Origin of the sequence: Corallococcus sp. CA047B (assembly GCF_003612065.1) — a bacterium.
GTDB lineage: Bacteria > Myxococcota > Myxococcia > Myxococcales > Myxococcaceae > Corallococcus > Corallococcus praedator.
Genome location: NZ_RAWD01000038.1, coordinates 15,729 through 41,753, shown reverse-complemented (window position 1 = coordinate 41,753; position 26,025 = coordinate 15,729). Strand labels below are relative to the sequence as shown.

Below are 26,025 nucleotides of genomic sequence, written 5' to 3'. Positions count from 1 at the left end.
GGTTGGTCTGGCCGTTGACGGTGACGGCGTCGAGCCACCCGTCGCCGTCCACGTCCACGGCCACGACCGCGTTGCTGGAGAGCGAGGCGCTCCCGTAGTTGACCTCCGACTGGACGCTGGCGTCGCCATTCCCCAGGAAGACGGAGAGCGAGCCAGAGGGAGTCTCGGTCGACCCGGATTCGGCATTGGCCACCAGGATGTCGAGCTTGCCGTCGCCATTCACATCGGCGACCGCAGGGGCCAGCGGGCTGTGGTTCGCGGGGGAGCTGACCGGCGTGCCTGGGAGCTGGCCGGTGGGGGCGGTCTGGCAGGTGGCGTTCGAGCAGATCTGGCCCGTCGAGCACACGATGCCGCAGGCGCCGCAACTGTTGGCGTCGCTCTGGAGGTTCACCTCGCAGCCGTCGGACGAGTTCGCGTTGCAGTCCGCGAGTGTGCCTGAGCAAGACTGGCAGATGTTCCCCTCGTAGGTGGGCGCGCACTTGCAGGTGTAGCTCCCCACGCCGTCGATGCAGGTGCCACCGTTGAGGCAGGGGTTTGCGGCGCACTCGTCGATGTTGGTGCAGGTCACGCCGTCGCCCTCGTACCCCGCATTGCAGGCGCAGGTGAAGGAGCCCCCGATGTTGGTGCAGGAGGCGTTTTCGTTGCAGTTGTCGGTACCGGCGGCGCACTCGTCGATGTCGGTGCAGGTCACGCCGTCGCCCTCGTACCCCGCCGTGCAGGCGCAGGTGAAGGAGCCTCCGATGTTGGTGCAGGAGGCGTTGTCGTTGCAGTTATCGGTACCGGCGGCGCACTCGTCGATGTCGGTGCAGGTCACGCCGTCGCCCTCGTACCCCGCATTGCAGGCGCAGGTGAAGGAGCCCCCGATGTTGGTGCAGGTGGCGCTCTCGTTGCAGTTGTCGGTACCGGCGGCGCACTCGTCGATGTCGGTGCACACTGTCGGCGCTCCCGTGCAGGTGTAGCCCGGCTCCACTTCGCAGACGCTGTTGCAGCCGTCGCCAGAGAGTTGATTGCCGTCGTCACAGACTTCGAATCCTCCCAGCACCCCATCACCACAGACGGCCCGCAGCGACGTCTCCACCGCGTCCACCAGGTAGATCGCGACCGCGCCCTTCAGGCGCACGTAGCGATAGGGCTTGCTTCCCGGGTAGAGCGCCACCGCCACATGCGTCCCCAGGCCCAGCTCCACCAGGTGCAGCGAGCTGGAGCCGATGAACGTCCCATCCGCCTTCAGGAAGTCCACCTGGGCCACCAGCGCCAAGGACAAGCCCTTGTAATAGACACGCAGGTCGCCGGTGCCTTCCTCACCCTGGCCCAGGTCCAGCACCAGCGCCGCGTTGAGCAAGCCCACCAGGGTCGCGGCCTGCCCGTCCGGAGCGCCCAGCGCCGCGCTCGCGTTGAGCACTGTCGCCGTGGTGCCCGAGGCCACAGCGTCCGCATACGGGTCCCACGTCAACGAGGCATACAGCGGCTCACTCGTCAACGCCCCGTGGTCTTCTTGCCACACCTCATCCGCCGGAGGACTGGAATCCACACCACACGCCCCCAGCGACAAGGCCAGTGTCACGCCCAGCCCCCACGACCACAGCGCACCAGGACGGCTTTGCATCGAGAGTCTCTCTCCGCGGAGCAGGCTGAAGCCCGGAATGGACCGTCCCCCCATGGAATGAACGACACCATTCCTTACTCCCGATTGCTCGGCGCGCAACAGACGAATGCGCGACATTCTCCGGCGACCAGCCGACAAACATTTGAAGGCCATAGACAAAATGCCCACGAGATGCATTTGCCCCTCACGGCAATCGACGGGCCGTGAGGGAGGGCAGCGCACCGCCGACAGCGCCGGTAGGTCCCAGGAGCGCGGATACTTGGAGCCCCAAAGGCGCTGAAATGCCTCCCACGCCTTCTGCTGGAGCCCTTGCGTCTGGGCTTGTCATGAACCGCCGTTACGCCTGGAATCCGAGTCCTGGCACTATAATATATACGGGGAATCCACAGGTGCCCATTCGCCTTGGCGCTCATGAATGCAGATGCAGTGCATCTCCTTCGTTCGGCGAAGGCGCCGGGGCATGTCACGAATTGATGAGGGTTCTCAATTTCTAACGACAAATGTCAGAGTGGTGTGGTTGTCTCCTGTTCCCCGGAATGCCTTCCGGAAAGGAGGCATCATGCTTCGAAGCACATTGAAGTCCGCGCTGGTTGCACTGTTCATCCCCAGCCTGCTGCTCACCGCCTGTGGTGAGGGACTGGAGTCGCGTCCCGCCCTGGACCCGGAGATGGCCCGAGTGCCGGCTGGCGCCCCGGTTCGCGAGGGCTACGCCTGGAACGCCGCGAGAGGGAAGCTGGTTCCAGTGAAGTACGCCGAGGTGGATGGACTGGCCATCCTCGATGGAGACATGATTCTCGGCACGGTGGAGGAGATGGAGGCGCGCGTGCGCGAGGTGAAGGCCCGGGGAGGTCTCGACGCCCCGGGAGTCCACGCCCAGGGCGTGGCCATCACCGGAGCAAACTATCGCTGGCCCAACTTCGAGGTGCCCTACGCCATCGATGCGGCTGTGCCAAACCAGGCGCGAATCACGGACGCCATCACTCACTGGCAACAGCGTACGCACCTGCGCTTCGTGCAACGCACCGTGCTCAATGCGGCGCTGTACCCGAACTACGTCAACTTCCAGACCGGCACCGGGTGCAGCTCCAACGTCGGACGAATTGGTGGCAAGCAGGTGGTGGTGCTGGAGGCCGCGTGCGACAAGGGCAGTGCCATCCATGAAATCGGGCATGCGGTGGGCCTCTGGCACGAACAGTCGCGCGAGGACCGCAATACCTACGTGCGCATACGGTACGAGAACATCCTCGTGGGCAAGGAGCACAACTTCGACCAGCAGATCGCCGACGGCGACGACCTCTTCGCCTATGACTACGGCTCCATCATGCACTACCCCCGGACGGCGTTCTCGAGGAACGGGCAGGCCACCGTCGAGACCCTGGGAGGGCAGGCCATCGGGCAGCGCGACGCGCTGAGCATCAGGGACGCGGCAACCGTGGCGCGTCTCTACTCGAAAACCATCTCCCTGCGTACCTCGGGCGGCTACTACCTGTGGGCCGAGGACGGCGGCGGCGGCGATTTGTATTCCACCTTCACCGAAGACCATTATTCCGTGGCGAGGTTCCGACTGGTGGACCGCAACGGCTTCGAGCTGCAATCCGGCGACCTCGTCCACCTGCAGACGCACGAAGGCAACTATGTCATGGCCGTGAACGGTGGCGGCTCGTGGGTGACAGCCACCCCCACGGCGCCTGGCAGCTATGAAACCTTCCGCATCTTGAAGATTGCCGGCACGGGCTTGCTCACCATCGGCACCGGAGACACCGTGGCCCTGACGACGCCCGATCTCCTCAACCCCCGCTACGTGGGGGTCGAGAACGGCGGCGGCGGCGGCAGCAGGGTGTACGCTGACCGCACTGCCCGGGGTCCATGGGAGCAGTTCACCATCACCTTCTACTGAGGGACGGGGTAGGGCCGAGTAACTCCGGGCGAAAGCAGACACGCGTCTGGGAGGGCGTGGTCTCGGGAAGTACCGTGGCCACGCCCAGGTCCTCGTAGATGAGGGCCGCTTCCGCCTTTGCCCATCCACTCCGTCCGCTCGGGACGTGAGTGCGTCCGACTAGCAGATGGCGCTGTTCCTGGGGGGGGCAGGTGCCAATGGCCTGGGTGACAACCGCCGACGCGCAGGACCGGGATGAGCTTTCCCGGCGGGCGGTGTGTTGAAGGCGAGCGGCCGCGTCCTTCGCAGGCGGGCCTTCGTCACGGGAGAGCGCGATGGCTTCGGGCGTCGGCCCCCGGAGATTCCAGAGGTCCAGCGGCAGATTCAGGGTGGCGAACAGGCCGTGGATGGCGGAGAGGGGCTGCCTGTCGTCACAGAGGCTCTGGCACTGCGTGTCTTCGCAGGTGGCCACCAGGCGCTCCTGCCGCTCCGTGGTGCGCGCCCCCTGGGAGCACGGAGCCCAGCAGAGGGGACAGGCCCCGGGGAGAATGCGCTGGGCGTCCTGGTAGAGCCGCAACCGGAGGAGGCAGGCACGCTGGAGGGGCGTTTGGGCCATGAGGTGCGCCACGGCCTCCCTGCGCAGCTCCGGCGTCGTGAGGAAGAAGGGTGCACTCATGCGCCCTGTCCTTCCTCGTTCGCCGCCAGATGCTGGTGCCCCTCCTCACGCTGGTGCCGCCACAGCTCGGCGGGGTAAGCGAAGGGGCGGGAACAAGCGTCGCAGCGCACGACACCGTCCCCCTGCCCCGCGTCTTCCCACCGACGCTTGCGCAGCTCCCGGGTGAAGTACCACCGCTTGTCCAGGGAGCTAATGTCGGTAAGCCTGCCGGGAAGATTATCGGGGCGTCCAGGCAGCGTGGAGGCGGCGAGAATCGAACCCACGGCCAGCGTTGCGAAAACCCAAGCACCGTCTGGGCTAGGTCGCCACTTGAGGCGCCAACTTTAGAAGCTGGCGCCTCAAATCCGCCCACCAGAGCTCGACGGGAATGTTCAGCCTCAAGGCGCCGGACAAGCAGACAACGCAAGGAGGTGAAAACCTATCGCTAAGGGACGGGGAGCTTCGTCGTCGTAACGGTCAAGTTCGACCCAGCAGCCAGAGTTCCGCCCAGGTGCAAGGAGATAGACTCCGTCCGCTTCCACCAGCCGTTCGACGGATCGAATGTACTGCCCTTGAGGTTCTGGTCATACCAGCGCTCGGCCGTGGTTGTGTAGAAAGAGCTTGGGGGCAGCTGACCCAACATCACCAACAGCGTCGCATTGAAGACGGTGTAGGGGGGAACATTGAACGTCTGCGAGACTGAGAGCGCCGTGGTTTGCGACCTGCTCATCTCCGAAGTCTCAGTGTTCGTATACTCAAAGCCGAGGCCAACTGTCCATTCGTTGGTCAGGTCACTCCCCAAGCCTTCCTTTGCGTGCGTGAGCGTATACTGCATGTTCGTGCCCGCCGTGTACTGGTTGGTGACCGACACCGTTGTCGTCTGTTTGTTCGTGTTGGTGAGCGTGATGGTAAAAGGTTGTACCTCGGAGCTGTCGTTCGTCCCAGTCAAGTATGACGACAAGCCCTCCCCCCCACCGCTCGGGACCGCAATGCGCACCGGGGCGACAATTTCCTTTCTCGGCGTGAGATTGTTCCAGCGGAAGCTGGACAGAGTGTCATTGAATCCCACCTGCCCGAAATCTCGCAACTCCATGAAACTGCCCCAGCCCTTGATATTCTCATAGGCAGCCCCCGAGCCGTCATCGGCTGCGTATAACGAGGCCGTCTGTGCATCATGCATCGACTGCCAGCGCGCGGAACTCGCGGAATCCTCGACGTGCCAGCCCGTCAGTGAGTGGAGCTGTCCCGCGTTCCACTCCGAGAGAAACAGGACTGTGCGGTTCCACTGGAAGTCGCCTGCTGCGTAGAGTTCGATGGCGCCCAGGTTCAGATCGGGTGTGTGCCAATACCACGCCGAAATCATATCGTTCATGGTGTATGCAACTAGATCCACAGCCTCGGTCTTTCCTGTTCCCACGAGGTCGATCACTTTGCCGCAGCCTTTGAGGTTATAGACATTGCCGTCGGCCGGAGCGACATAGGCGTCCGTCATGGTCACGACCGTTCCTACGGGGAGGTTGAACGCAATCCAGGTCGCGGTGTCCTGAATGCTCATCCCGGTCATGGCGTGGCGTTTATCTCTAGTGTAATCATGAATATTGAATGCGTAGCTCTCACTCGTCCAGCTGTCGGCTTTGTAAAGCGTTACGGTGTTGGAAGGCAGATTGGGGGGCGGGGTCGTCGGAGCGGGAAGCTTTGAGATCGCTGACATATGGACGTTCCTTTGATGAGGTTGAGGCTGCGGAAGAACGGAACACGCTGCTCGTTCCTTCGTCGAGTAGTCAACGAAATGTAGATGCAGGCGAGGTAATGGAAGCCGAGGAAGTTCTCGACGTGGCGCTCATAGCGCCACGTCTGGCGGAGTGACAGCAATAAACCCCGGCGCTCGACCCCGTGCTGATGCAGGATGAGCGCGCCCCGTCGCTCACGGTCCAGGCCCACGACGTCATCATGAAGCACGCCGAGGCGACAACCATGCTGACACTGGGGGGAGCCGAGGAACATGCCCCTAAACCTCTTCAAACTTCGTTCCCGTGGCGCCTATGCGCTCAAGTGCGTCGCGGATTTCCTCTCGGACGATCAACGCGATGGGCCAGCCCCAGGTGCGGAACACCTTCGTGTCACCTGCTTGCGAAGCGTCAATCCGCATTCCCCAAACGTCTCGGTACTCCCCAACCTTCTCAGGGCGCCCGTCCTCCGGCGTCCACATCAGGATCTCCTCGGTGGCCTTGTCGTCAATGCAGCGAATCAGCTTGGTTGCCACGAGAATGCAGAACTGCTCAGGCTGGCCCGCGACCTCTACGGGAAAGAGCTGCACGTCATCGGGAGCAAGGTCCGCGATGACGGATGCCACCTTGGCGTGGACTACCGGCGTTGAGCGGGCCGCTAGCGAGAAGTCGAGCGCTGTTCCGGGTAGATACATCGGGAGATTCAAGCGGCCCGGAGCGTCAAGTGGTGGCCCGGTCCGCCTCTTCCACCAGCCGTTTGAAGCCCGCTATCAGCGTCCAGAAGGTGTCCACCCCGAGGTAGACAATGGCTGTCGCCGTCATCACGGCAGCCAGGCCCTTGCTCACGGGTTCGGGCACTGACCAGAGGACCAGGTAGAAGGTCCTGGTCCACAGCGCCGCCGAGAGCGCCGCGTGCGGGTCGGCCATGCCTTTGAAGGCATCCAGCATCTCTTCCAGGACAACACCTTGAGCCATGGCCATGGCCAGCGCATACCGCCCGTCTCCGGTGACGGTGGGACTGTCCTCCAGCAAGTGCAGACAGTCCCCCTTGCGCCCGGTGCGCTCGCACCAACGCAGATATGCCCGCGTCAGCTCCACCTCCGCTGGCGGCATGTCGGAGGCCAGTGCAGCCCCCTCCATTGGCGTCATCTGCCGGGTGCGCGGATCGAAGAGGTACGTGCCGCCTCGGGCGTCCACTCCCATCAGGCGCCGCGCGGCCTGCTCGGGATGGGCCGGGAGCCTCACGCCCCGCGCCAGCCTCGCCACGGCCGCTTTGAACTCGCGCCGCTCCACCTCCACCGGCCCGGCCTCGCCGCTGTGAGGCGTGAAGACGACTGGCGGCCCCTGGCCCGTTTCCAAGCGCACCCCGCGCCCTTGAGGCACAGCCTGTCAGCCAAACCAGCAGGAGTAGCGCGACAGCGCGATGTACCCTCATCAAGTCCCCCTGCGGGAAAGAGCTTCATCCTCCAGGGCGAGGCAGGGCCACGGCCAGAACCCAGCGGATCGTGCCTCCCCGAGCGCCACCTCAGGGCGAGGCATCCGCGAGGTGCGCAGCGGCGGCCTGGGTCTATGCCGAGCACTACCTCAGGGCCGTTGAGCCTGCCCGCGTCGAGCACCACCTCGGGCTGTAGCGATGACCCGTGAGAGTCCCCCGCTTCCGTGGCTCTCCCGCACTTTGTGTGGCGCGGAGGCTCAGGGGGCGCGGCCCGACGGGGTGGCCCCCGGGGTGAGCTTCCACAGGCGGCCGTTCGAATCGTCCGTGAGCAGGTAGAGCGCACCGTCGGGCCCCTGGACCACCTCGCGGATCCGCTCGTTGCGCTCCGTGAGCAGGCGCTCCTCGCCGACCACGCGGTCGTCCTTCAGCACGAGCCGCACCAGCGCCTGGCTGGACAGGCCGCCAATGAAGAAGTTCCCCTTCCATTCCGGGAAGAGCGCCCCCGAGTAGAGGGTGAGCCCCGAGGGGGAGATGACCGGATCCCAATAATAGACAGGCTGCTCCATGCCGGCGGCCTGCGTCGTCTTGTGGATGGGCTCGCCCGAGTATTCCTCGCCATAGCCAATCGTGGGCCAGCCGTAGTCCTTGCCGGGCTCGGGGCGGTTGAGTTCATCGCCGCCGCGCGGTCCCATCTCCACGACCCAGAGCCGCTGCTGGGCATCCAGGGCCGCGGAGAGGATGTTGCGGTGTCCGGAGGACCAGATCTCCGGCCGGGCGTCCTTCTTGCCCACGAAGGGGTTGTCCTGGGGGATGGAGCCATCCGGGAAGATGCGGACGATCTTCCCGAAGTCGCTCTTGAGGTCCTGCGCCTGGACGCGGCCCTTGAGGACGGAGCGCTCGCCGAGCGTGACGAAGAGCTTGCCATCCGGCGTGAAGACGAGCCGTCCGCCCGCGTGCAGCGTGGATTCGAGCGTGGGCTGCATGCGGAAGATGACCTGGAGGCCTTCGATGCGCGGCTTCGGGCCGTCCACCAGCCGCGCGCGCGCCACCGCGAGCCCGTTGCCGCCCTCCCGCGGCTCGTAATAGGTCCAGTAGATGAGCCCACTCTTCGCGTAGTCGGGCCCGACCTCCACGTCGAGCAGCCCGCCCTGTCCCCGGCCATCCACCTTGGGGAGGCCCGTCACCGGGGGCGACTTCTTGCCCGCGGCGGTGACGATGAAGAGCGAGCCCGTGGGCTTCTCCGTGACGAGGAAGCGCCCATCCGGCAGGAAGGCGATGGCCCACGGCTTGTTGAAGCCCGAGGCAATCTCCGTCACGACGATGGGCGTGCGCGTCTTCACCGCCGGGGCGCGCGTCTGCTGCGGGAACGCGGGCTTGAACTCCGGGACGTTGGGGGGCGCGGTCTCCACGGGCGCGCCCGAGGGGATGTCGCCCTGTCGCGGCACGGACTGCTGACTGTCACCCCCGCGTCCCGGGGCGAGGTTGCCTTCCTGGCGCGATGGCGGCCGGGGCGTCTGGGCCTCCGCTTCGGGGGCGGCGCTCAGCAGGAGGGAGGCGAGCAACGGGGTCACGAGTCCATGGCGCATGGGGTGACTCTCCGCCGAGACGCGCTGGACGTCACCCTTCGACGGGCACGCATCGCCCTTCGGTTGCCTGGGTGAACAGTCGCGGCGCTGGTAGCGCAACCGCAGGCATTGAATGCCATCTCCTACGTGCTCCTGATGCGGCTGACCGCGACGGGGGCCGAGGACACCTCGTTCAACGGAAGCGGCTACGCCTACTTCTCGGCTGTCGAGGGCAGAGCGGATGAATCGCCGTTGGGAATGGGCCTGCTGGGGGATGGTCCGATCGCGCTCGCCACCGCGAGCCGTCTCTCGCCCGAGGAAGTGCGGCGGCATCGGCGGCTTCCAGGCGGACGTGCTGGAGACGAACACGGCCCTCCGCGGGCGGAAACGAGCCTTCCAGGTCCGCGAGGACAGACGACCCGGCGCGCGCCGGACCCCTTCCGCCACCGGGCGATGACGCCGGGAGGGGGTGACTACCTTCAAGGCGTCACCTCCTGGAGGTTCGTATGACCATCGCCTGTACGACCCACTTCTCGGAGGCTCCCGTCAGGCGGGCGCCACGGCGGCCCACCTCGCCCGGCGCATGAACACTCCGCTGTGCCTGGTGCACGTCCTGTCGGGCAACGTGGTGCGGACCTTCGGTTGGAGCCGCGGTGCCCCGCGCCGAACAGGACGGCAACCCCAAGGTGGCGCAGCAGGTGATGGCCCGCGGCGACCGGCCCGCGATGACGGTGCGCATGCCGCGCGCGTAGGGCCCCGGAGGGAGGTCCGATGCTCAAACCCTTCGAAGTGCACGTCCAGGCCGAGCCCCTGGCGCGCTTCGAGCCCGAACTGGACGCTGCCGGCTGGAGTGCGCTCAAGGCTCATGCCGTGCGGGCCCGGGCCCTCCTGGCGGGCCGCACGTTCTGGAACGTGAGCTCCACGGCGCGGGGCGGCGGCGTGGCGGAGCTGATCCCCCGGCTGGTCGCCTACGCGCGCGGGGTGGGCGTGGACGCACGCTGGCTGGTGCTGACGGGGACCCCGGCGTTCTTCCACATCACCAAGCGGCTGCACCACGCGCTGCATGGCTCGCGCGGGGATGGGTCACCCTTGGGGGCCAGCGAGCACGACCGGTACGACGAGGTGCTCCGCGACAACGTGGAGGAGCTGCTCGTCCTGGTGCAGCCGGGGGACGTGGTGCTGCTGCATGACCCGCAGACCGTGGGGCTGGCGCCCGCGTTGTCCGCGGCGGGCGCCCGCGTGGTCTGGCGCTGCCACGTGGGCTGTGACACGCCCAACGCCGAGGTGACACGGGCCTGGGAGTTCCTCGCCCAGGGCCTGGCCGCCTCCCGGCTCACCGTCTTCACCCGGGCCGCCTACGTGCCGCCCCAGTGCGCGGACCGCGCGATCGTCATCCGGCCCTCCATCGACATCTTCGCGGTGAAGAACCAGCCCCTGGCGCCAGAGGTCGCGCGCGCCATTCTCGCCACCACCGGCCTGCTGCGCGGGGCGCCGGACGCGCCCGAGCCCCTCTTCACCCGCGAGGACGGGGTGCCCGCGCGCGTGTCACGGGGCGCGGACATCGTGCGGTTGGGCGCCGGGCCAGCGCCCGACACGCCCCTGGTGGTGCAGGTGTCACGGTGGGATCCGCTGAAGGACCCGGCGGGCGTGCTGGACGGTTTCGCGCTGCTGCTGCGGCAGTCGCCCGACCTGCGCGCGCAACTGGTGCTCGCCGGTCCGGCGGTGTCGTCCGTGGCGGACGATCCGGAAGCGGCGTCCACGCTCCAGGACGTCATCTCCCTGTGGCGGCAGCAGCCCCACTTCGTGCGCCAGCGCGTCCACCTGGCGTGCCTGCCCATGGGGGACCTGGAGGAGAACGCCGCCATCGTCAACGCGCTCCAGCGCCACGCGGCCGTGGTGACGCAGAAGAGCCTCCAGGAGGGCTTCGGGCTCACCATCACGGAGGCCATGTGGAAGGCCCGCCCCGTGGTGGCGAGCGCGGTGGGCGGCCTCCAGGACCAGGTGGTCCACGGCGTGAACGGCCTGCTCGTGCGCGACCCCGGGGACCGGGCGGAGTTCGCGGGCGCGGTGCGCTCGCTCCTGGAGGATCCGGAGCGCGCCGCCCGCCTGAGCCGCCAGGCCCACGAGCATGTCCGCGCCCACTTCACCGCCGTCCGCCACCTCACGGACTTCGTGCGCCTGGTCGAGCGACTGGACGCGAAGGGCTGAATGCGTGGGTCACCCCGGAACGCGGCGGTAGAAGACGCGTCGAGTTCGGCCCGGACCGCTTCAGAAGGGGAGGTGGGGCTCCGATTCACGCGTCGCGGGGCCGACGTCGCCCGACAGCGCCAGCGCCTCGGCCAGGCTCGCGGCCCAGCACCGGATCTGCGCCATGTCGCGCCAGTCCCCAGCGTGCTCGCGCGCCATGGACCGGGCGAGGAAGCCCCGGGCGTCCGCTTCCAACCGTCCCCCGAAGCTCATGTGGCCGCTCGCGCGCACCTGCTCCATCAGGGCCCGCACCTGGGACGTGGGCGGCAGGTCGCCGTCCGCCGCGGAGGCATCGAGCGGCCCGCTGGAGAAGAACCAGGTGGGCCGCTCGCGCAGCTTCCGCGCATGCCGGTGCACGAAGCGCCGGGCGTCCCGGTGCCAGCGGTTGGCGTAGAGCGACCCGCCGACGATGACGGCGTCGTAGCCCGAGATGTCACCGACGTCCTGGGGCGCCGCCGCTTCCGCGTCCAGCCCTTCTTCGCGGAGGGCCTGTGCGAGCCACCGGGCAATCTCCTCGGTGCCGCCCCGTTTCGAGCCATAGGTGACCAGGACGCGCATGACGGGCCTCGTGGGATGGCACTGCCAGACAATGCGTGGGCAGCGCGCCCGGCGCGGGCAAGGCCCTCCCGGTCGAGCGCTCCCCCCGGCCTCCGCGAACCGTTGCCCTTCGCCGGACCTGACTCCAGCGTTCCCCTGGTGCGTGCCCCATGCGAATCCCTGTTCCCACCCGGCGCCTGCCCGGCGCCCCCGACGCGCTGACGGGGTTGGACACGGACGAAGTCCTGGCGCGGCGCGAGCGCTACGGCCGCAACGACGTGCGCGGCACGGCCCGCCGCCCGGCGCTCCACACGCTGCGCGAGGCGCTGGGGGATCCGATGCTCTGGTTCCTCCTGGGCACCAGCACGCTCTACTTCGCCCTGGGCGAGCGCACGGAAGGGTGGGGGATGCTGCTGGCGGTCATCCCGCTGCTGGGCATGGACGCCTTCCTGCACCACCGGACCCAGGCGTCCACGCAGGGCCTGCGCAGCCGGCTGGCCGCCCGCGCGACTGTGCTGCGCGACGGGCGGGAGGTGGATGTGCCCGCGGAGGACGTGGTGGTGGGGGACCTGGCGCGCGTGGCGGCCGGAGAGCACTTCCCGGCGGACGGCCTGCTGGTGCACGGCGAGGACCTGCAGGCGGAGGAGTCCTCGCTCACCGGTGAGTCGCTGCCCGTGCGAAAGCGTCCGCTGGAGCGCCTTCCTCCTGGAGAGGAGCCGGCCGTGGACGGCAGGCACTGGGGCCTGTCCGGGACGCGCCTGCTCACCGGGACGGCCTGGATGCGCGTCGTCTTCACCGGCCAGGACACGCTGTACGGAGGCATCGTCCGGTCGGCGCGGGGAGAGGCCCGCGCGCGCACGCCGCTGCAGCAGGCGGTGGCCCACCTGGTGGCGGTGCTCGTGGGCGTGGCCGCCCTGCTGTGCGCGGTGCTTGCGTTCGTGCGGTGGCGCCAGGGCTTCGGGGGGATGGACGCGCTGCTGAGCGCAGCCACGCTGGGCGTGGCGGCCCTGCCGGAGGAGTTCCCGATGGCGCTCACCTTCTTCCTGGGCGCGGGCGTCTACCGCCTGGCCCGGCGGCAGGCCCTGGTGCGGCATGCCGTCTCCGTGGAGAACATCGGCCGCGTCACCTGCATCTGCTCCGACAAGACGGGCACGCTGACGGAGGGCCGCCTCCAGGTGGCGCGCCTGCTGCCCGCGCCGGAGGTGTCCACCGGGGAGCTGCTGCGCGCCGCGGCGCGGGCCTCGCGGGAGGAGGGGGGTGATCCGCTGGACGCGGCGCTGCTGGAGGCGGCCGCGAGCGCCCCCTCACCGGAGACCGGCGGCGCGCGCGAGGCCACGTTTCCCTTCACCGAGGAGCGCCAGCGCGAGACGTCCGTGGTGCGCGAGGGGGCCGGCCTCTTGATGGCCAGCGTGAAGGGCGCGCCGGAGCGCGTGCTGGACCTGTGCGCGCTGGCGGCCGGCGAGCGCGAGGAGTGGGAGCGGCGCGTGACGGCGCTCGCGAGCGAGGGGCGCAAGGTCATCGCGTGCGCGAGCCAGAGGCTGGACGCCGCGGCCTGGCGCGGCGGGGAGCCGGAGCGGGGCTTCCACTTCCTGGGGCTCGTGGCGTGCGAGGATCCGGTGCGCGCCGGGGCGGAGGCGGCGGTGCGCGAGTGTCGCGACGCGGGCCTGCGCACGGTGATGGTGACGGGGGACCACCCTCGCACGGCGCTGGCGGTGGCCCGTCGCCTGGGACTGGGGGGCACGGCGCCCCGGGTGCTCACGGGGGATGCGCTGGTGGCGCGACTGGACGACGCAGGCCGTGTGCCGCCCGTGGACGTGGTGGCCCGCGCGGTGCCGGCGCAGAAGTACGCGCTGGTGAAGGCGCTGCGCCGCGAGGGCGAGGTGGTGGCCGTCACGGGCGACGGGGTGAACGACGTCCCGGCGCTCCAGGCCGCGGACGTGGGCATCGCCATGGGGGGGCGGGGAACCCGCAGTGCCCGCGAGGCGGCCTCCATCGTGCTGCTCGACGACGACTTCGGCACGCTGGTGCGCGCCATCGCGGAGGGCCGCCAGCTCTTCCAGAACCTCCAGCACTGCTTCCTCTACCTGCTGCTCGTCCACCTGCCGCTGGTGAGCACCGCGGCGCTGCTGCCGCTGGCGGGCTACCCGCTGCTGTACCTGCCCATCCACATCGTCTGGCTGGAGCTGCTCATCCATCCCACCGCGATGCTGGCCTTCCAGGAGTCCGCGCGGCCGGGGCGGCTGGCCCCCGTGCGCGGCCGGGTTCCCGCCCGCTTCTTCGCCCGGTCCGAGTGGGCCACGCTCCTGCTGGTGGGCGGGCTGACGGCGGTGGGGCTCGTCTGGGCGTATGACCGGAGCCTGAGCGCCGGCCACGACGTGGCGCACGCCAGGGCGGTGGCGCTGGCGTCGCTGTCGCTTTCGAGCGCCGGCTTCGCGGCCGTGCTCACCCGGCTGCGCACGCGCACGTCGCGCTGGGTCTGCGCGCTGACGCTCGCGGGCTCGGTGCTGCTCCTCCAGTGGCCGCCCCTGGCGACGCGCGTGGGGCTGCATCCGCTCCACGTGCACGACTGGGCGCGCGTCCTCGCGGGCGTGGCCGTCGCGTTGACGCTCCTGGCGCTCGCGCGCGTGGACCGCCCGGCCACGCGCGCCCCCCGGCCTTCCGGGGCCGTCACGCAAGGGGCCGGGCCGCATCCAGCAGCAACCGGCGCTCCGCCGCCGCGATGACGCTCCGGGCGGCGTCCACGGCCCCGGGGTCCACGGAGATGGAGGTGATGCCCGCGCGCACCAGGTGCTCCGCGAAGCCCGGGCGGTTGGACGGCGCCTGGCCGCATAGCGACGACGTGATGCCCGCCTCATGGCTGGCCCGGATGATGCGCACGATGGCGTCCAGCACCGCCGCGTCCTCCTCGTCGAAGAGCTCCGCGCACTGCTCCGAGTCCCGGTCCACGCCCAGCATGAGCTGCGTCAGGTCGTTGGAGCCGATGGACACGCCCGTGATGCCCATGCGCGCGTACTCGGGGATGCGGTAGACGACGGAGGGCACCTCCGCCATCACCCACCGCTCCATCCCGCGCTGGTGTCCCAGCGGGCTTGTGTCCACGGCCTCCAGGCACGCCTCCAGCTCCCACGCCGTGCGCACGAAGGGCAGCATCAGGTGGAGGTTGGGCGTCTGCTCCCGCACCCGGGCGAGCACCTCCAGCTCCAGCCGGAACACCTCCGGCTCGCGCAGGTAGCGGTAGCAGCCGCGGAAGCCGATCATCGGGTTGGCCTCGGGGGACTCGAAGTCCGCTCCGCCCTGAAGATTCCGGAACTCGTTCGTGCGGAAGTCCGTGGCGCGGTACACCACCGGGCGCCCGCGGAAGGCGCGGGTGATGGCCAGCAGCGCGCCGGACATCCGCTCGATGAACTCGCGCTGGCGCCCCTCGGCGATGAGCTTGCGGGGGTGCACGCCGCCCAGCGCCTCGGTGAGCATGAACTCCGCCCGCAGCAGCCCCACGCCGTCCACCGGGAGCGCCGCGGCCTCGCGCGCCTGGCCGGGAAGGGCCAGGTTCACGTAGAGCCGCGTGCCAAGCACTTCGTGGGGCAGGGAAGGCGCCTCGCTCGCGCGAGCGGCCACCCCCGCGGGAGTCCCGGCCCCCGCCACGCCGGAGGAGGCTTCCGGGACGCGGCCCGGCCACACGATGCCCGCGCCGCCGTCCACGGTGACCTCCTCGCCGTCGTGGAGCACCCGGGTGGCGGCGCGCGTCCCCACCACGCAGGGCTTGCGCAGTTCGCGGCTGACGATGGCCGCGTGGCACGTCATGCCGCCGCTGTCGGTGACGACCGCCGCCGCGCGCCGCAGCGTGGGCACCCAGTCCGGGGACGTCATCGGCGCGACGAGGATCTCCCCGGGCTCCAGCCTCGCTGCCTCGCTCGCGTCGCGCAGCACGCGCACCCGGCCCGTCGCGAGGCCCGGGGATGCACCCAGGCCGGACACGCGCGGTCGCTCCGAGGCCCCGGCGGGCGCGGGTGGCTCGGGGGCGGCGACATGGCCGGTCGTCACCGGGCGGGACTGCACGAGGTAGAACTGGCCGTCCGCCTCCGCCCACTCGATGTCCTGGGGGGCGCCGTAGTGCCGCTCCACGCGCAGGCCCAGCCGCGCCAGCTCCAGGACCTCCACCTCGTCGAGCACGCGCCGCCGGGCGTCTTCCGGTGAGAGCGTCTCACGCTTCTCGTGGCCCACGCCGTCGCGCACCAGGCGGAAGGCCTTCTGCCCCACGCGCGTCTCCAGCACGCGCGGTCCCATCCGATCCACCCGGTACGTGTCGGGCTCCACCTGCCCGCCCACGACGACCTCGCCCAGGCCAAAGGCCGCCTCGATGACGAGGTGGCCCGTGTCGCCGGTGGCGGGGTCCACGGTGAACATGACGCCCGAGCGCGTCGAGTCCACCATGGCTTGAACCACCACGGCGATCTCCGGCTCCTCCGTGAGCCCCTGCGCCTTCCGGTAGGCCACCACCCGCTGTCCGTAGGCGGAGGCCCAGCACGCCCGCAGGCGGTCGAACAGCGCCTCGTCGCCCACCACGTTGGTGAAGGACTCGTGCATGCCCGCGAAGGAAGTGGCCGCGGTGTCCTCTGCCGTGGCCGAGGAGCGCACGGCGACAGCGGTGCATTCCCGCAGCTGGTGGTACGCGGCGAGCACGGCGATGCTCAGCCACGCCGGCAGGGGGGCCCCGAGCACCACGCTGCGCAGCGCCTCCGTGACATCGGCGAGCGAGCGGGCGTCGTCTGGATCCACGCGCCGCCACAGCTCGCGCAGTTGGGAGCGCACCGGCCGCATGGCTTCATGGAAGGCGGCGGCGGTGATGACGAAGCCGGGAGGCACGGGCAGCCCGGCGCGCGTCATCTCCCCCAGATTCGCGCCCTTGCCTCCGGCCCGGGCCACATCCTCACGCGACAGGGCCTCGAACCAGAGGATGGACGGAGGACGCGCCGGCTCCGGGGACGGCGTCTCGGCGGGCTCTTCGGTGTGGGGGGAGGGGTCCATGGTTTCAACTCCGGGAGAGGGGTCCTCCCGGGAACCTGGGGCCGGGCGCATGAAGCGGCCATCGCGTTGCCAGCACCGCCTCGGGAGGCAGGGGATGCCAGGCGAGCGGTGTCTCGCGGCCCCGGCCGCTGGGGCCCCGCGGAGACGGCCCGTGCCTTGGAGGGGTCCACCAGGAGGTTGAAGAAGGATTGTGTAGAGCAGACCGAGGAGCGCGGTGGGCCCTGACTTTCGTCAGGTGCTGTCAGTGAAGCCACGCGTGAGCCCGTGCCACCAGAACTCCCCGGTCTACCCAGCGCGCCAGTTGGCGACGCGTCAGTGCATCAGGAACGTGTAGGCGTAGGTACCGGCGCGTGGATGGATGGCGATGAAGTCCACCTTGCCGTCGCCGTTGAAGTCCCCCGGAAGGAACTGCGTGGACGCATTCGCCTCGTAACCGTTAGAGAACCCGCCGGACAGCACTTCCCTGAAGGTGCCGTCACCGTTCGAGAAGAAGTTTCTGGCATAGGTTCCGCTGCGGGGATGGATGGCGATGAAATCCGCCCTGCCGTCGCCATTGAAGTCGCCCGGCAGGAAGCGCGTGGACGCATCCGACCAGTAATTGGCGGAGAACCCACCGGACAGCACTTGCCTGAAGGTGCCGTCACCATTCGAGAGGAAGGTTCTGGCATAGGTTCCGCCGCTTGGATGGATGGCGATGAAGTCCACCTTGCCGTCGCCGTTGAAGTCGCCCGGCAGGAAGCGCGTGGACGCATCCGACCAGTAGTTGGAGGGGAACCCGCCGGACGGCACCTCCCTGAAGGTGCCATCACCGTTCGAGAGGAACGTGTAGGCGTAGGTACCGCTGCGGGGCTGGATGGCGATGAAATCCACCCTGCCGTCGCCGTTGAAGTCGCCCGGCAGGAAGCGCGTGGACGCATCCGACCAGTAGTTGGAGGGGAACCCGCCGGACGACACCTCCCTGAAGGTGCCATCACCGTTCGAGAGGAACGTGTAGGCGTAGGTACCGCTGCGGGGCTGGATGGCGATGAAATCCACCCTGCCGTCGCCATTGAAATCGCCCGGCAGGAAGCGCGTGGACGCATCCGACCAGCTGTTGGCGGGGAACCCGCCGGACGCCACTTGCCTGAAGGTGCCATCACCGTTCGAGAGGAAGGAGTTGGCATAGGTTCCGCCGCTTGGATGGATGGCGACGAAGTCCACCCTGCCGTCGCCGTTGAAGTCGCCCGGCAGGAAGCGCGTGGACGCATCCGACCAGTAGTTGGCGGAGAATCCGCCGGACGTCACTTGCCTGAAGGTGCCGTCACCGTTTGAAAGGAAGGTGTTGGCATAGGTCCCGCCGCTCGGATGGATGGCGACGAAGTCCACCTTGCCGTCGCCGTTGAAGTCGCCCGGGAGGAACTGCGTGGACGCATCCGACCAATAGCCGGCAGGGAACCCGCCGGATGCCACCTCAACCGCGACGCGCGTGTAGAGGTAATTCAGCGCGGTGATGTCGGAGCTGGTCCACTCGCCAGTCTCGGTCGCCCGGAAGCAGGAGTTCATGATTGACCCGCCCACGGTGGCCGTGGTCGGCGTGCCAGGGATGAGGATGGCGCCCACGCCCGCATCCCCCTCGTCGCCGCCAGCGCCGCAGCTGATGCTGCGATTGTAGTAGTCCGAGTGGCGGAAGCCGATCGCGTGGCCCACCTCGTGGGTGATGACGTGCTCGTTCACGTCCACGCTGAAGCTGTTCAGGCCGGTGCCGATGAAGAAGTTCCCGTAGGGCAGGCCGCCGGACGGGAAGCCCGCCTGGCCGCCGGTGCCGCCCATGGTCTGCGCGGTGATGGTCGCCGTACAGTCAGTGGCCGGGCCGCGCGCGAAGGTGATCCGCAGGCCCCGTTCATTGTAGTTGGTGATGGCCTGATCCAGACCCTGGCTCAGGTTGGAATAACTGTTGAAGTCGGCGGTGGGGTTGATGCAGATCTTCGTCACGCCCGTGCCGACAAGGTTGGTTGTGCGGTACTGCTCCGCGCTCTCCTCGGGGGCCTGGAGCATCTCGCGGGATGCCGCCAGGGTCACGTGGGCGTCGCGGCCCACGTAGACGGCACCGCCGGCGACCATGATGTCATTGGCCGGGAAGCCCGCCTCGATCAGGTTGGAGATGATCTCCTCGTTCTCCGCCTTCGGGTCGGTGCCACAGCCGACCAGCAATGCGCCACAAGTTACCGCGAGAACTGCTGCCTTCTTGAACATGGGTGTCCCTTGGATACTCGATGACGGAGATGCGCTGTCCACCTGGGTATTCCAGGCTCGACCGCGCACCTATCCATGAGCATCCTTCGGGTCAACACGGAAAACGCCGGAAAATATAACCAACCTGCAATCTCTGAGTGAGCCCCTGAGTACGGATGCACCCGCCGACCTGGGATTTCTTGTCGGTGGAAATGGAGCTCTGTGTCGCCGGCATCTTTTCCTCCAGTTCAAGGTCGTCCGCGCCTTCGCGGGGGCTCACGGTGATCGGCTTCTTGAGGCCGATGCGCGTCGGAATGCCGCCGGACTGGCGCGCTGCCAGCGTTTGAAGGCACGGCTGAAGGAAGGAATGCTCTCGTACCCTACGCGGCCCGCGATGGTCGCCACCTTCTCGTCGGTATCGCGAAGAAGCTCGGCGGCCCGCGCGACGCGCCAGCGTGCGAGGTATTGGAGCGGGGACTCGCCCACGAGTTGCGTGAAGCGCGCCGCGAACCCGGAGCGCGACATGCCCACGCGCCGCGCGAGCTTGTCAACGGTCCAAGGCTCCTCGACCTGGGCGTGCATGAGGCTCAGCGCCTCATGAACCCGTGAGTCGGCGAAGGCGGCGAGGCCGTTGTGTTTGCACGGGCCGTTGGCCGCGGTCGAGCGGAGTGCCAGGACGAACAGGACGTCGGCAAGGCGCTGAAGCACGATGCTGGTCGCCGGCCGAGGCGATGCACTCTCGGTGAGGATGAGCTGGACCGTGGCCAGGATCCACGGACCTGAGGTGGGGTCGCTCGCCGACAAGACGACGACGGGCGGCATTCCCTGGAGGAGCATCGGCTCACGTCCATGGCTCAGCTCGAAGAAGCCCGCGATGATCGCGGTGACCGCACCGCGCCCCCCGATGCGCCGCGGCGCCAGGCTGGGTGAGTAGGGACCGTCGCAGACGGGGACCGGATCGCTGTCAGGCGCGTCGCGCAGCACGTGGGCGGTACCGCGCGGGATGAACCCTATCTCTCCGGGCGATAGGACGTGCGCTCGCGCTCCCTCGACCTCAAGCCGGGCGCTGCCGCGCGCGACGAGGTAGAAGCTGGCGCGATTGCGGGAGGGGACGCGGAGCCCCCACGGCGCGCGCGCCTCAAGGGGTCTGTAGAGGGCATGCCGGATGAGCGAGGCGCCGAGCACGTCGGCCACGACGTCGCTCCTTGGGTCTTGAAGCTCCATCCGCTCTGGCGTTTCGGATAGGTTTTTTGGAGTTTTCGGCATGGACCGTCCATAGCACGCGCACTATCCATGGGGGCAGGTGCGAATCGAAAGACTCGCCATCAAGGAAAGCAGAACGTTCCATGAGCAAGCCAATCACTGTCGCCGGAGATGGGGCCGTCCGTGTGCCTCCTCCTGTCATCTCTGTAAGCCCGGTGGTGCTGTCAGCGCCGGGACGTGGCGAGGAGCTCCATGTGCGGGTTTCCGCGCCCGCAACCGGGAGCCAACTGCCGATCATCATCTTCGCGCACGGATTTGGATCTTCATTGGATGGCTATGCCCCGCTCGCGAATTACTGGGCGGCTCACGGTTTCGTCGTGATTCAGCCCACCTTCCTCGATTCGAGGACGTTGGGCCTGCGTCCAGACGATCCACGGACCCCGTTGATCTGGAAGTTTCGTGTCGAGGACATGAAGCGCGTCCTCGACCAACTCGACCTCATCGAAGGTTCCGTTCCGGGGCTGGCGGGACGCATTGACCGAAGCCGCATTGCCGCGGCCGGGCATTCGTTCGGAGCGCAGACGACCGGCATGTTGTTGGGGGCGCGGATTATCGGTCCTGACGGAAGCGTGGGCGAGGATCTGTCCGACCCCCGGATCTCGGTGGGCGTCTTGCTGGCCGCGGCTGGCCGAGGAGGCGAAGATCTCAGCCCGTTCGCGGCCAGGCATTTTCCGTACATGAACCCGAGCTTTGCCGAAATGGCTGCGCCGGCCCTCGTGGTCGCGGGCGATAAGGATGACTCTCCGCTGAGCGTTCGAGGACCGGACTGGTTGACGGATGCGTACACGCTGAGCCCAGGGCCCAAGTGGCTGGTCATGTTATTTGGAGCCGAACACATGCTCGGTGGGATCTCCGGGTATCTCGTGACGGAGACAACGGACGAGAACCCCGAGCGAGTCGCGGCGGTCCAGCGGCTGACCTGGGCTTACCTTCGCAGTGCGCTCTATCCCGGAGATCCCGCCTGGCCCGCGGCGTGTACCGAGTTGATGGAGGGCCCTCATCCGCTGGGGAGGGTTGAAGGCAAGTGATGACTTGAAAGAGCAATCCGCACAGCTTCAGTTCCGCGACGTCCGGCCCTCGTGCCGTGACCTCGCCGACCCAATCGCGTCGACGAGGAGTCTGAGCGACGAGGACCACCACCTGCTCGTCGCCGAACTGGGTCAGCGCCCGTCCAGCAACCGTGCCTGGAGCCGTTGCTCGGCGTCAGGTGCGTGCCCATGGGACGCAGGAGGCATGGATTGCGTCGTGGCATGACGCGTTCCCCGGTCCCGGGCCCACTCCCGCGCATCGGGGAGAAGCTCGCCCAACGCCATTGGAGTCCGGTCCACTTCGACAACCTGCTGACCTATGGGACCGCCGCGCGGGTTCGGGAACTGGCGGCGGGTGGCCTCTACTTCGATCCGGATCCGCTCGATTGGGACCTGGGCGTGGGGGTCTGCGGCGCCACGGCGAACCAACTCGCCAAGGCCTTGCTGGGGAATCGAGACGGCGAGGCACTGCGCGTCGCGGTGAACGCGGTCCAGAATCAGGTGGACCGGGACCATGTGGCCAGCGCGGCGGGAATCACCTTCGGGTGCGGGGTGGAGAATCTCCGGGAGGCGCTCAGGGGTTCACAGCGGCGGATCGCCATCATCAACTTTGGCGCGAACCATCGGCTCCTGCTCGAACAGGGCCCGTGCGCGGCCGTGGAGCTGCTGCAGGGCTGGTACAACCCCGAGCCCGGTCAAGGGTATACGTTCGCGCGATGGTTCATCTCCGCTGGCGTGCGTCTGCGTCACTCCACGGAAGGCTTCATCACCCTCCTGAGCACCGCACTCACGGGAAGCGACGACCTGCGCAGGTCCGCCAACGAGGAGCTGTTCGCGCCTGTCGGCGCTCAGTTCACCGAAATGCTGGATCGCGACCTGCGCCCGACCTTCGCGATCCGGGACGTGGAGTTCCAACAAATCACCACATCCCTCACGAACTTCTGCAACACGCCCCTCTCCATCTTTGGATGAAGGAGCCATGCTGACGCCCAGCGCGCTGGCCACGGTGCTGCCGAGCGCCAGGGCCGCGAGCGGCCGCGTCTTGAGGGCGGAGCGTCCCAGGCCCCAGAGCGCCTGGAGCACCACCGCGATGATGACGGGCTTGACGCCGTAGACGGGTCGCGCCCAGCAGGTCGAGGAAGTCCTCCCGCGAAAGCCAGCCGCGCCGGCGCACCACTTCATCCTCCATCATCGCGATGTGGGCCGCGGGGCCACCGAACGCAGTCAGGCCGAGTCGCAGGAAGAGCCGCGCCGCCTGTCGGAGAGCGGCTCGGCATGAACTCCTCTTCCGCGCTCCTCCAGCAACTGGCGGTCGTCTTCGCTCGCGTATCGGCTTACGCCGCGGCCATCAAGGGCCCGTGAAGGCTGTCTCCACCGGGGGCGGAGCCCAGGCCGGCACGGGGGTACAGAGCGCGTACGTATTCACGGTCGAATTCGTGTTCACCGGACACTGGAAGGCGCGCAAGGTCTCATTTCCCCAGCTGTCGATGGCAAGGAAGGAGATCAGCGCGCCCGAGGTGATGTTGATGTTGGGTGGGATGGTCCATTGCACGGAGTAGGGGGGCTGCGTCAGCATGACGCTGAAGGACAGCCCGAACAGCGTGCTCATCCAGACGGAGCTTATCCCCCGGGGGTCCGACACATTCTCCGCGTTGATGAGATACGAGCGCGCACCGCCGAACATGGAGGGGACGAACGCAGGGCCGGTGTTGTCCGCGACCACCGTCCGGGTCTCCGGGGTGCTCGCGAGGCCACCGGTGTCGGCGCAGTGGAACAGCACCGTGTAGTTGCCATCCTGCCTCCCCGTGGTGTCGACCACGAACTCGTAGGGAGCAAGGGTGTCAATCTGCTTCACCACGCCGTTCTCTCGCATCTCGACGTGCTGGACTGCCTCATCGTCGGTGCACTGCACGGTGAACTTCGGCTTCTTCGGCTGGCTGTCATCCCGGAGGACGGCGGTGATGACGGGAGGCGTGACGTCCTTGACGAACACCGTCTGGAAGTTCGTCAGGTTCCCGCACCTGTCCCGCACGAGCGCCTGGAACATATGCGGGCCCCCGGCCATGGAGGCGCCGAACTCCAGCAGGTAGCTGGGCGTGGTGGGCTGGGCCACGAGGTTCGCATCCACATACAGGGAATAGGGATATTGGATGTCACAGGTATCGGAGGTGCTCACCTGGAGCCTCACGATGGAGCCCACCTGGGTCTTGCTGGCGGTCACCTGCGGGGGCGTCTGGTCTCGCGGGGCGGCCACCATCGCGACGCCCTTGTTGCCGAAGGCGTCCGTCACCTCCACGTGGAGGTTGTGGGACAGCGCGTCGCTGGGCGAGTACTGCGCCTGATACGACGTGGCGTTGTTCGTCCTCGTGGCGAACACCAGCATGTCCATCTTGAAGTCCACGCGGGTCACCTCCGAGGCATCCGACACGGTGGCGTTGACGCTGAAGGGCGGCGCGCTGCCGCTCACCGTCATCGCCACGGTGGGCCGCGTGTTGTCCACCTTCAGGGCGTGGTGGAGGACGGTGACGTTGCCGTAGACGTCAAAGACGTTGAGGGTGATGTCGTGGGTGCCATCCGTCCAGGTCGACGTGTTGAACAAGGCGTCGTAGGGCGGCGAGAACACCGTGGGGACGATGTCCTGGGTTCCCTTCTTGAATTCGACCATGAGCACCCCACTGGCGTCGCTCGCCGTCACGGAGAGCCGGGGCTCCTTGGGGGGGCCCGAGCGCGTGACGGAGGCCGTGGGCCCTGTCTTGTCGAGCACGACGGACACCGTCCGCGTGGTCAGGTTGTTCCAGTAGTCCCAGGCCTTCAACTGGAGGGTGTGCGTCCCGCTCGCCAGGGTCGCGCCCGACAGGAGCTCGGTGAAGTCCCAGCCCGACAGCGTGACGGTCAGCGCGCCGCCGTCCACCACCAGCTGAGGGGGGGTGTTGTACTGGTTGGGAATCTCCGCGTCGGTGATGGTGCCGGAGCATTCGATGTCGCGGTCCACCTGGAGACAGCTCAGCGTCGTCTGGGGCGGCGTGACATCGGGTGCGAAGCCGACGTTGATGGCCGCGAACGCATGGGCCACCGCCCTCATGCGGGGACCTCCGTAGGTGACATCCCGGGTGTGCGCCGCCGCGAGCGCCGAGTGTCGGGCCTGGACATAGTCCGCGCCCATGGGAAGTGATTGCACGGCGAGGCCCCAGACGCGCAGGGCCTCGGCCGGCCCGAGGCCGGTGAAGCCCTCGGGAACCAGCGAGCAGTTCCAGGGCCCCGGGCCTCCGGAGGTGGGCATGGGCGTGCAGCCATAGGCCAGGAGCAGGAACATCCGTCCCAGCGGTCCCCCTGCCCTGTGTACGGGTTCCTGTCCGATGTACTTGAACCACTCGGGATACTGGGGGGAGAGGATGTTCCGGACGATCAGGCCGGAATCCTCGCCGAGGGTGAGGTTCGACGGCTTCAAGGCCGTGGTGTCGATGCCGGACAAAGGCCGCCGGGCGCGCACGGTGTCCCGACCCAGCTCGGTGATGAAGCCGAAGATGTCGCCAGTGCCCTCGTTCATCCCTTGCAACTCCGAGAGTTCGGCGGGGAAGTTGACAGGGTTGCCGGCCACTTCCCGCATGAAGAAGTCATGCCCCAGCTCATGGCCGACGATGTCGGCGGTCGCCAGGGGCGAGCGGGGATTGCCGGGCGGGAACATGAGACCGGCATAGCCAATCATGACGGTCGGACGGGTGGGGTGCGGTGAGTAGGTCGCGTTGTTGGAGGGCTGGTGCACCCGGATGTTCATGCCGTAGCCCAACCCGGTGGGGCCGCTGCGGGAGAGGAAGGTCTCGTAGACGGACCACGCGAGGTTCACGGCATGGAGCGCGTCCACCGCCGCCGTCTCTCCATTGGCGCTGAGCATGTCATTGTTGGTGTTGAAGATCTGCCCATCGCCGAAACTCGCATCGTCGCTTTCATAGGGCTCGATGACGGTGGTCCCCGACTCCGAAGGCTTGGAGTAGGCCATGTAGGTGTTGGTTCGCTCATCCTGGAGGAGGTAGAGCTCCTCGTCGGTGTCATAGCGGGTGGAGAATGTGAAGGTGCCCGCGTACCGTCCATACCCCGTCGCATTCCGGAACGTCCCGAGTGGAGGCAGGGCCTGGGGCGTCCCGAGCGCGTTGACCTCCAGGGGCTCCAATCGCAGCACCTGCCCGGAGTGGGCATCCACCTGGGCGCTCCAGCTCCGTGCCCACCCGGGGCTCGTGCCCGTGGAGAGCCTCAGCCGGTAGATGAGGCGCATCCCCGTGACGACTCGCTCGAAGTGCACGGCATTGGCGCGGCCCGACGCGGGGAGCAGGGCGTCCTTCCTTTGCCGATGCTCTACCTGGGGAAGCAGCACCAACCGCAAGTCTTCCACACGCGCGGACGCGTCCTTCATCGCCTCGAGGACGGCCACTTCCGCCTGGGCCTGGGTGATTCGGGACTCCGTGTCGACGGGGGACGTCGGCTCGAAGCGGGCGTTGGTGAAGAGGGTCCGCCCGTTCACCGTCTTCGCCTCCAATCCCCAGACGGGCACCCCCTTGAGGTGAAGTGTGTGCCGATTCCCCGCGCCTTCAAGAGCGGGGACCAGCGTCACTTCCTGGAGGCTGAAGCCCCGCTCCGAAGCCAGTTGCTCTGCCTGGGCCTGGGCCTGGGCCTGGAGTTTCTCCCCCTCTGGCGACTCGGACTCCACCTCCGCGGGGTTACAGCTGGACAATACGACGATCAGGCTGAATGGCAGCCAACGGCGAAACCGCATGGGAACTCCCCCTCTGGATGTACCGCGCTCAATTGTCAGCGGGGGCCGGGAAAAGGTGCTTCCGCGGAGCAGGGTGTGCCGG

At 68.0% G+C, this 26,025-nt stretch carries 16 protein-coding genes; 6 read left to right on the top strand and 10 right to left on the bottom strand.

Going from position 1 to position 26,025, the window contains the following annotated elements; genetic code table 11:
• Nucleotides 1-1,606: EGF domain-containing protein (locus D7X74_RS09420; RefSeq protein ID WP_233602037.1), on the bottom strand; the 1,606-nt coding region annotated here is incomplete at its 3' end.
• A 559-nt stretch (nucleotides 1,607-2,165) separates the two neighbouring features.
• Between D7X74_RS09420 and D7X74_RS09415 the strand changes: the two genes are divergently transcribed.
• A complete protein-coding gene (locus D7X74_RS09415; RefSeq protein WP_199732919.1) occupies nucleotides 2,166-3,503 on the top strand; it encodes a M12 family metallopeptidase in 1,338 nt (445 codons plus the stop codon).
• A gap of 1,079 nt (nucleotides 3,504-4,582) precedes the next feature.
• Here the strand turns inward: D7X74_RS09415 and D7X74_RS09405 are convergent.
• The 4 genes from D7X74_RS09405 to D7X74_RS09390 form a co-directional block, all read right to left on the bottom strand.
• Entirely contained in the window at nucleotides 4,583-5,848 is a 1,266-nt protein-coding gene (locus D7X74_RS09405; protein WP_147444476.1) for a hypothetical protein, read from the bottom strand.
• A 297-nt stretch (nucleotides 5,849-6,145) separates the two neighbouring features.
• Complete coding sequence (locus D7X74_RS09400) at nucleotides 6,146-6,559, bottom strand: hypothetical protein (RefSeq protein ID WP_120532589.1); 414 nt, start codon at nucleotides 6,557-6,559, stop codon at nucleotides 6,146-6,148.
• 25 nt (nucleotides 6,560-6,584) lie between these two features.
• Complete coding sequence (locus D7X74_RS09395) at nucleotides 6,585-7,223, bottom strand: hypothetical protein (protein ID WP_147446519.1); 639 nt, start codon at nucleotides 7,221-7,223, stop codon at nucleotides 6,585-6,587.
• Between the two features lie 333 nt (nucleotides 7,224-7,556).
• Complete coding sequence (locus D7X74_RS09390; protein ID WP_120532587.1) at nucleotides 7,557-8,885, bottom strand: PQQ-dependent sugar dehydrogenase; 1,329 nt, start codon at nucleotides 8,883-8,885, stop codon at nucleotides 7,557-7,559.
• 750 nt (nucleotides 8,886-9,635) lie between these two features.
• Here D7X74_RS09390 and D7X74_RS09385 point away from each other — a divergent pair.
• A complete protein-coding gene (locus D7X74_RS09385) occupies nucleotides 9,636-11,072 on the top strand; it encodes a glycosyltransferase (protein WP_120532586.1) in 1,437 nt (478 codons plus the stop codon).
• Nucleotides 11,073-11,132: 60 nt separating this feature from the next.
• Here D7X74_RS09385 and D7X74_RS09380 read toward each other — a convergent pair whose 3' ends face one another.
• Nucleotides 11,133-11,669, bottom strand: coding sequence for a flavodoxin domain-containing protein (locus tag D7X74_RS09380; RefSeq protein ID WP_120532585.1), 537 nt, complete (start codon nucleotides 11,667-11,669; stop codon nucleotides 11,133-11,135).
• A 149-nt stretch (nucleotides 11,670-11,818) separates the two neighbouring features.
• On the opposite strand from D7X74_RS09380, the gene D7X74_RS09375 reads away from it, so the two are divergent.
• The gene (locus D7X74_RS09375) at nucleotides 11,819-14,371 is read left to right on the top strand and encodes a cation-transporting P-type ATPase (protein ID WP_120532584.1); all 2,553 of its coding nucleotides are present in this window, start codon (nucleotides 11,819-11,821) and stop codon (nucleotides 14,369-14,371) included.
• Here the strand turns inward: D7X74_RS09375 and ppsA are convergent.
• From ppsA to D7X74_RS09360, 3 genes are all read right to left on the bottom strand, one after another.
• Entirely contained in the window at nucleotides 14,316-16,673 is a 2,358-nt protein-coding gene (gene ppsA / locus D7X74_RS09370; RefSeq protein WP_120532583.1) for a phosphoenolpyruvate synthase, read from the bottom strand. The two genes, D7X74_RS09375 and ppsA, sit on opposite strands and share 56 nt — an antisense overlap.
• 312 nt (nucleotides 16,674-16,985) lie before the next feature.
• Nucleotides 16,986-18,905 carry a M57 family metalloprotease gene (locus tag D7X74_RS44995; RefSeq protein ID WP_158622202.1) on the bottom strand — a complete coding sequence of 640 codons (1,920 nt, stop codon included), beginning with the start codon at nucleotides 18,903-18,905 and terminating at the stop codon, nucleotides 16,986-16,988.
• 255 nt (nucleotides 18,906-19,160) lie between these two features.
• Nucleotides 19,161-20,078: an AraC family transcriptional regulator gene (locus D7X74_RS09360; RefSeq protein ID WP_233595707.1), complete on the bottom strand. Its 918-nt coding sequence runs from the start codon at nucleotides 20,076-20,078 to the stop codon at nucleotides 19,161-19,163.
• Between the two features lie 152 nt (nucleotides 20,079-20,230).
• Here D7X74_RS09360 and D7X74_RS09355 point away from each other — a divergent pair, with 152 nt between their 5' ends.
• From D7X74_RS09355 to D7X74_RS44990, 3 genes are all read left to right on the top strand, one after another.
• On the top strand, nucleotides 20,231-21,175 hold the full coding sequence (locus tag D7X74_RS09355; protein WP_120532581.1) for an alpha/beta fold hydrolase: 945 nt from the start codon (nucleotides 20,231-20,233) through the stop codon (nucleotides 21,173-21,175).
• 222 nt (nucleotides 21,176-21,397) lie between these two features.
• Nucleotides 21,398-22,147 (top strand): hypothetical protein, encoded by a 750-nt coding sequence (locus D7X74_RS44090; protein ID WP_233602036.1) that lies wholly within the window; start codon nucleotides 21,398-21,400, stop codon nucleotides 22,145-22,147.
• 7 nt (nucleotides 22,148-22,154) lie between these two features.
• Nucleotides 22,155-22,289 (top strand): hypothetical protein, encoded by a 135-nt coding sequence (locus D7X74_RS44990; RefSeq protein WP_304984912.1) that lies wholly within the window; start codon nucleotides 22,155-22,157, stop codon nucleotides 22,287-22,289.
• A gap of 234 nt (nucleotides 22,290-22,523) precedes the next feature.
• On the opposite strand, the gene D7X74_RS09340 is transcribed toward D7X74_RS44990, so the two are convergent.
• Nucleotides 22,524-25,943, bottom strand: coding sequence for an Ig-like domain-containing protein (locus D7X74_RS09340; RefSeq protein ID WP_120532579.1), 3,420 nt, complete (start codon nucleotides 25,941-25,943; stop codon nucleotides 22,524-22,526).
• Between the last annotated feature and the right edge of the window lie 82 nt (nucleotides 25,944-26,025).

Bases quoted from the DNA above. Each gene is read 5' to 3' on its own strand.
- D7X74_RS09415 (WP_199732919.1), top strand. From the start codon at position 2,166: ATGCTTCGAAGCACATTGAAGTCCGCGCTGGTTGCACTGTTCATCCCC.
- D7X74_RS09405 (WP_147444476.1), bottom strand. From the start codon at position 5,848: ATGTCAGCGATCTCAAAGCTTCCCGCTCCGACGACCCCGCCCCCCAAT.
- D7X74_RS09400 (WP_120532589.1), bottom strand. From the start codon at position 6,559: ATGTATCTACCCGGAACAGCGCTCGACTTCTCGCTAGCGGCCCGCTCA.
- D7X74_RS09390 (WP_120532587.1), bottom strand. From the start codon at position 8,885: ATGCGCCATGGACTCGTGACCCCGTTGCTCGCCTCCCTCCTGCTGAGC.
- D7X74_RS09385 (WP_120532586.1), top strand. From the start codon at position 9,636: ATGCTCAAACCCTTCGAAGTGCACGTCCAGGCCGAGCCCCTGGCGCGC.
- D7X74_RS09380 (WP_120532585.1), bottom strand. From the start codon at position 11,669: ATGCGCGTCCTGGTCACCTATGGCTCGAAACGGGGCGGCACCGAGGAG.
- D7X74_RS09375 (WP_120532584.1), top strand. From the start codon at position 11,819: ATGCGAATCCCTGTTCCCACCCGGCGCCTGCCCGGCGCCCCCGACGCG.
- ppsA (WP_120532583.1), bottom strand. From the start codon at position 16,673: ATGGACCCCTCCCCCCACACCGAAGAGCCCGCCGAGACGCCGTCCCCG.
- D7X74_RS44995 (WP_158622202.1), bottom strand. From the start codon at position 18,905: ATGTTCAAGAAGGCAGCAGTTCTCGCGGTAACTTGTGGCGCATTGCTG.
- D7X74_RS09355 (WP_120532581.1), top strand. From the start codon at position 20,231: ATGAGCAAGCCAATCACTGTCGCCGGAGATGGGGCCGTCCGTGTGCCT.
- D7X74_RS44090 (WP_233602036.1), top strand. From the start codon at position 21,398: ATGACGCGTTCCCCGGTCCCGGGCCCACTCCCGCGCATCGGGGAGAAG.
- D7X74_RS44990 (WP_304984912.1), top strand. From the start codon at position 22,155: ATGCTGACGCCCAGCGCGCTGGCCACGGTGCTGCCGAGCGCCAGGGCC.
- D7X74_RS09340 (WP_120532579.1), bottom strand. From the start codon at position 25,943: ATGCGGTTTCGCCGTTGGCTGCCATTCAGCCTGATCGTCGTATTGTCC.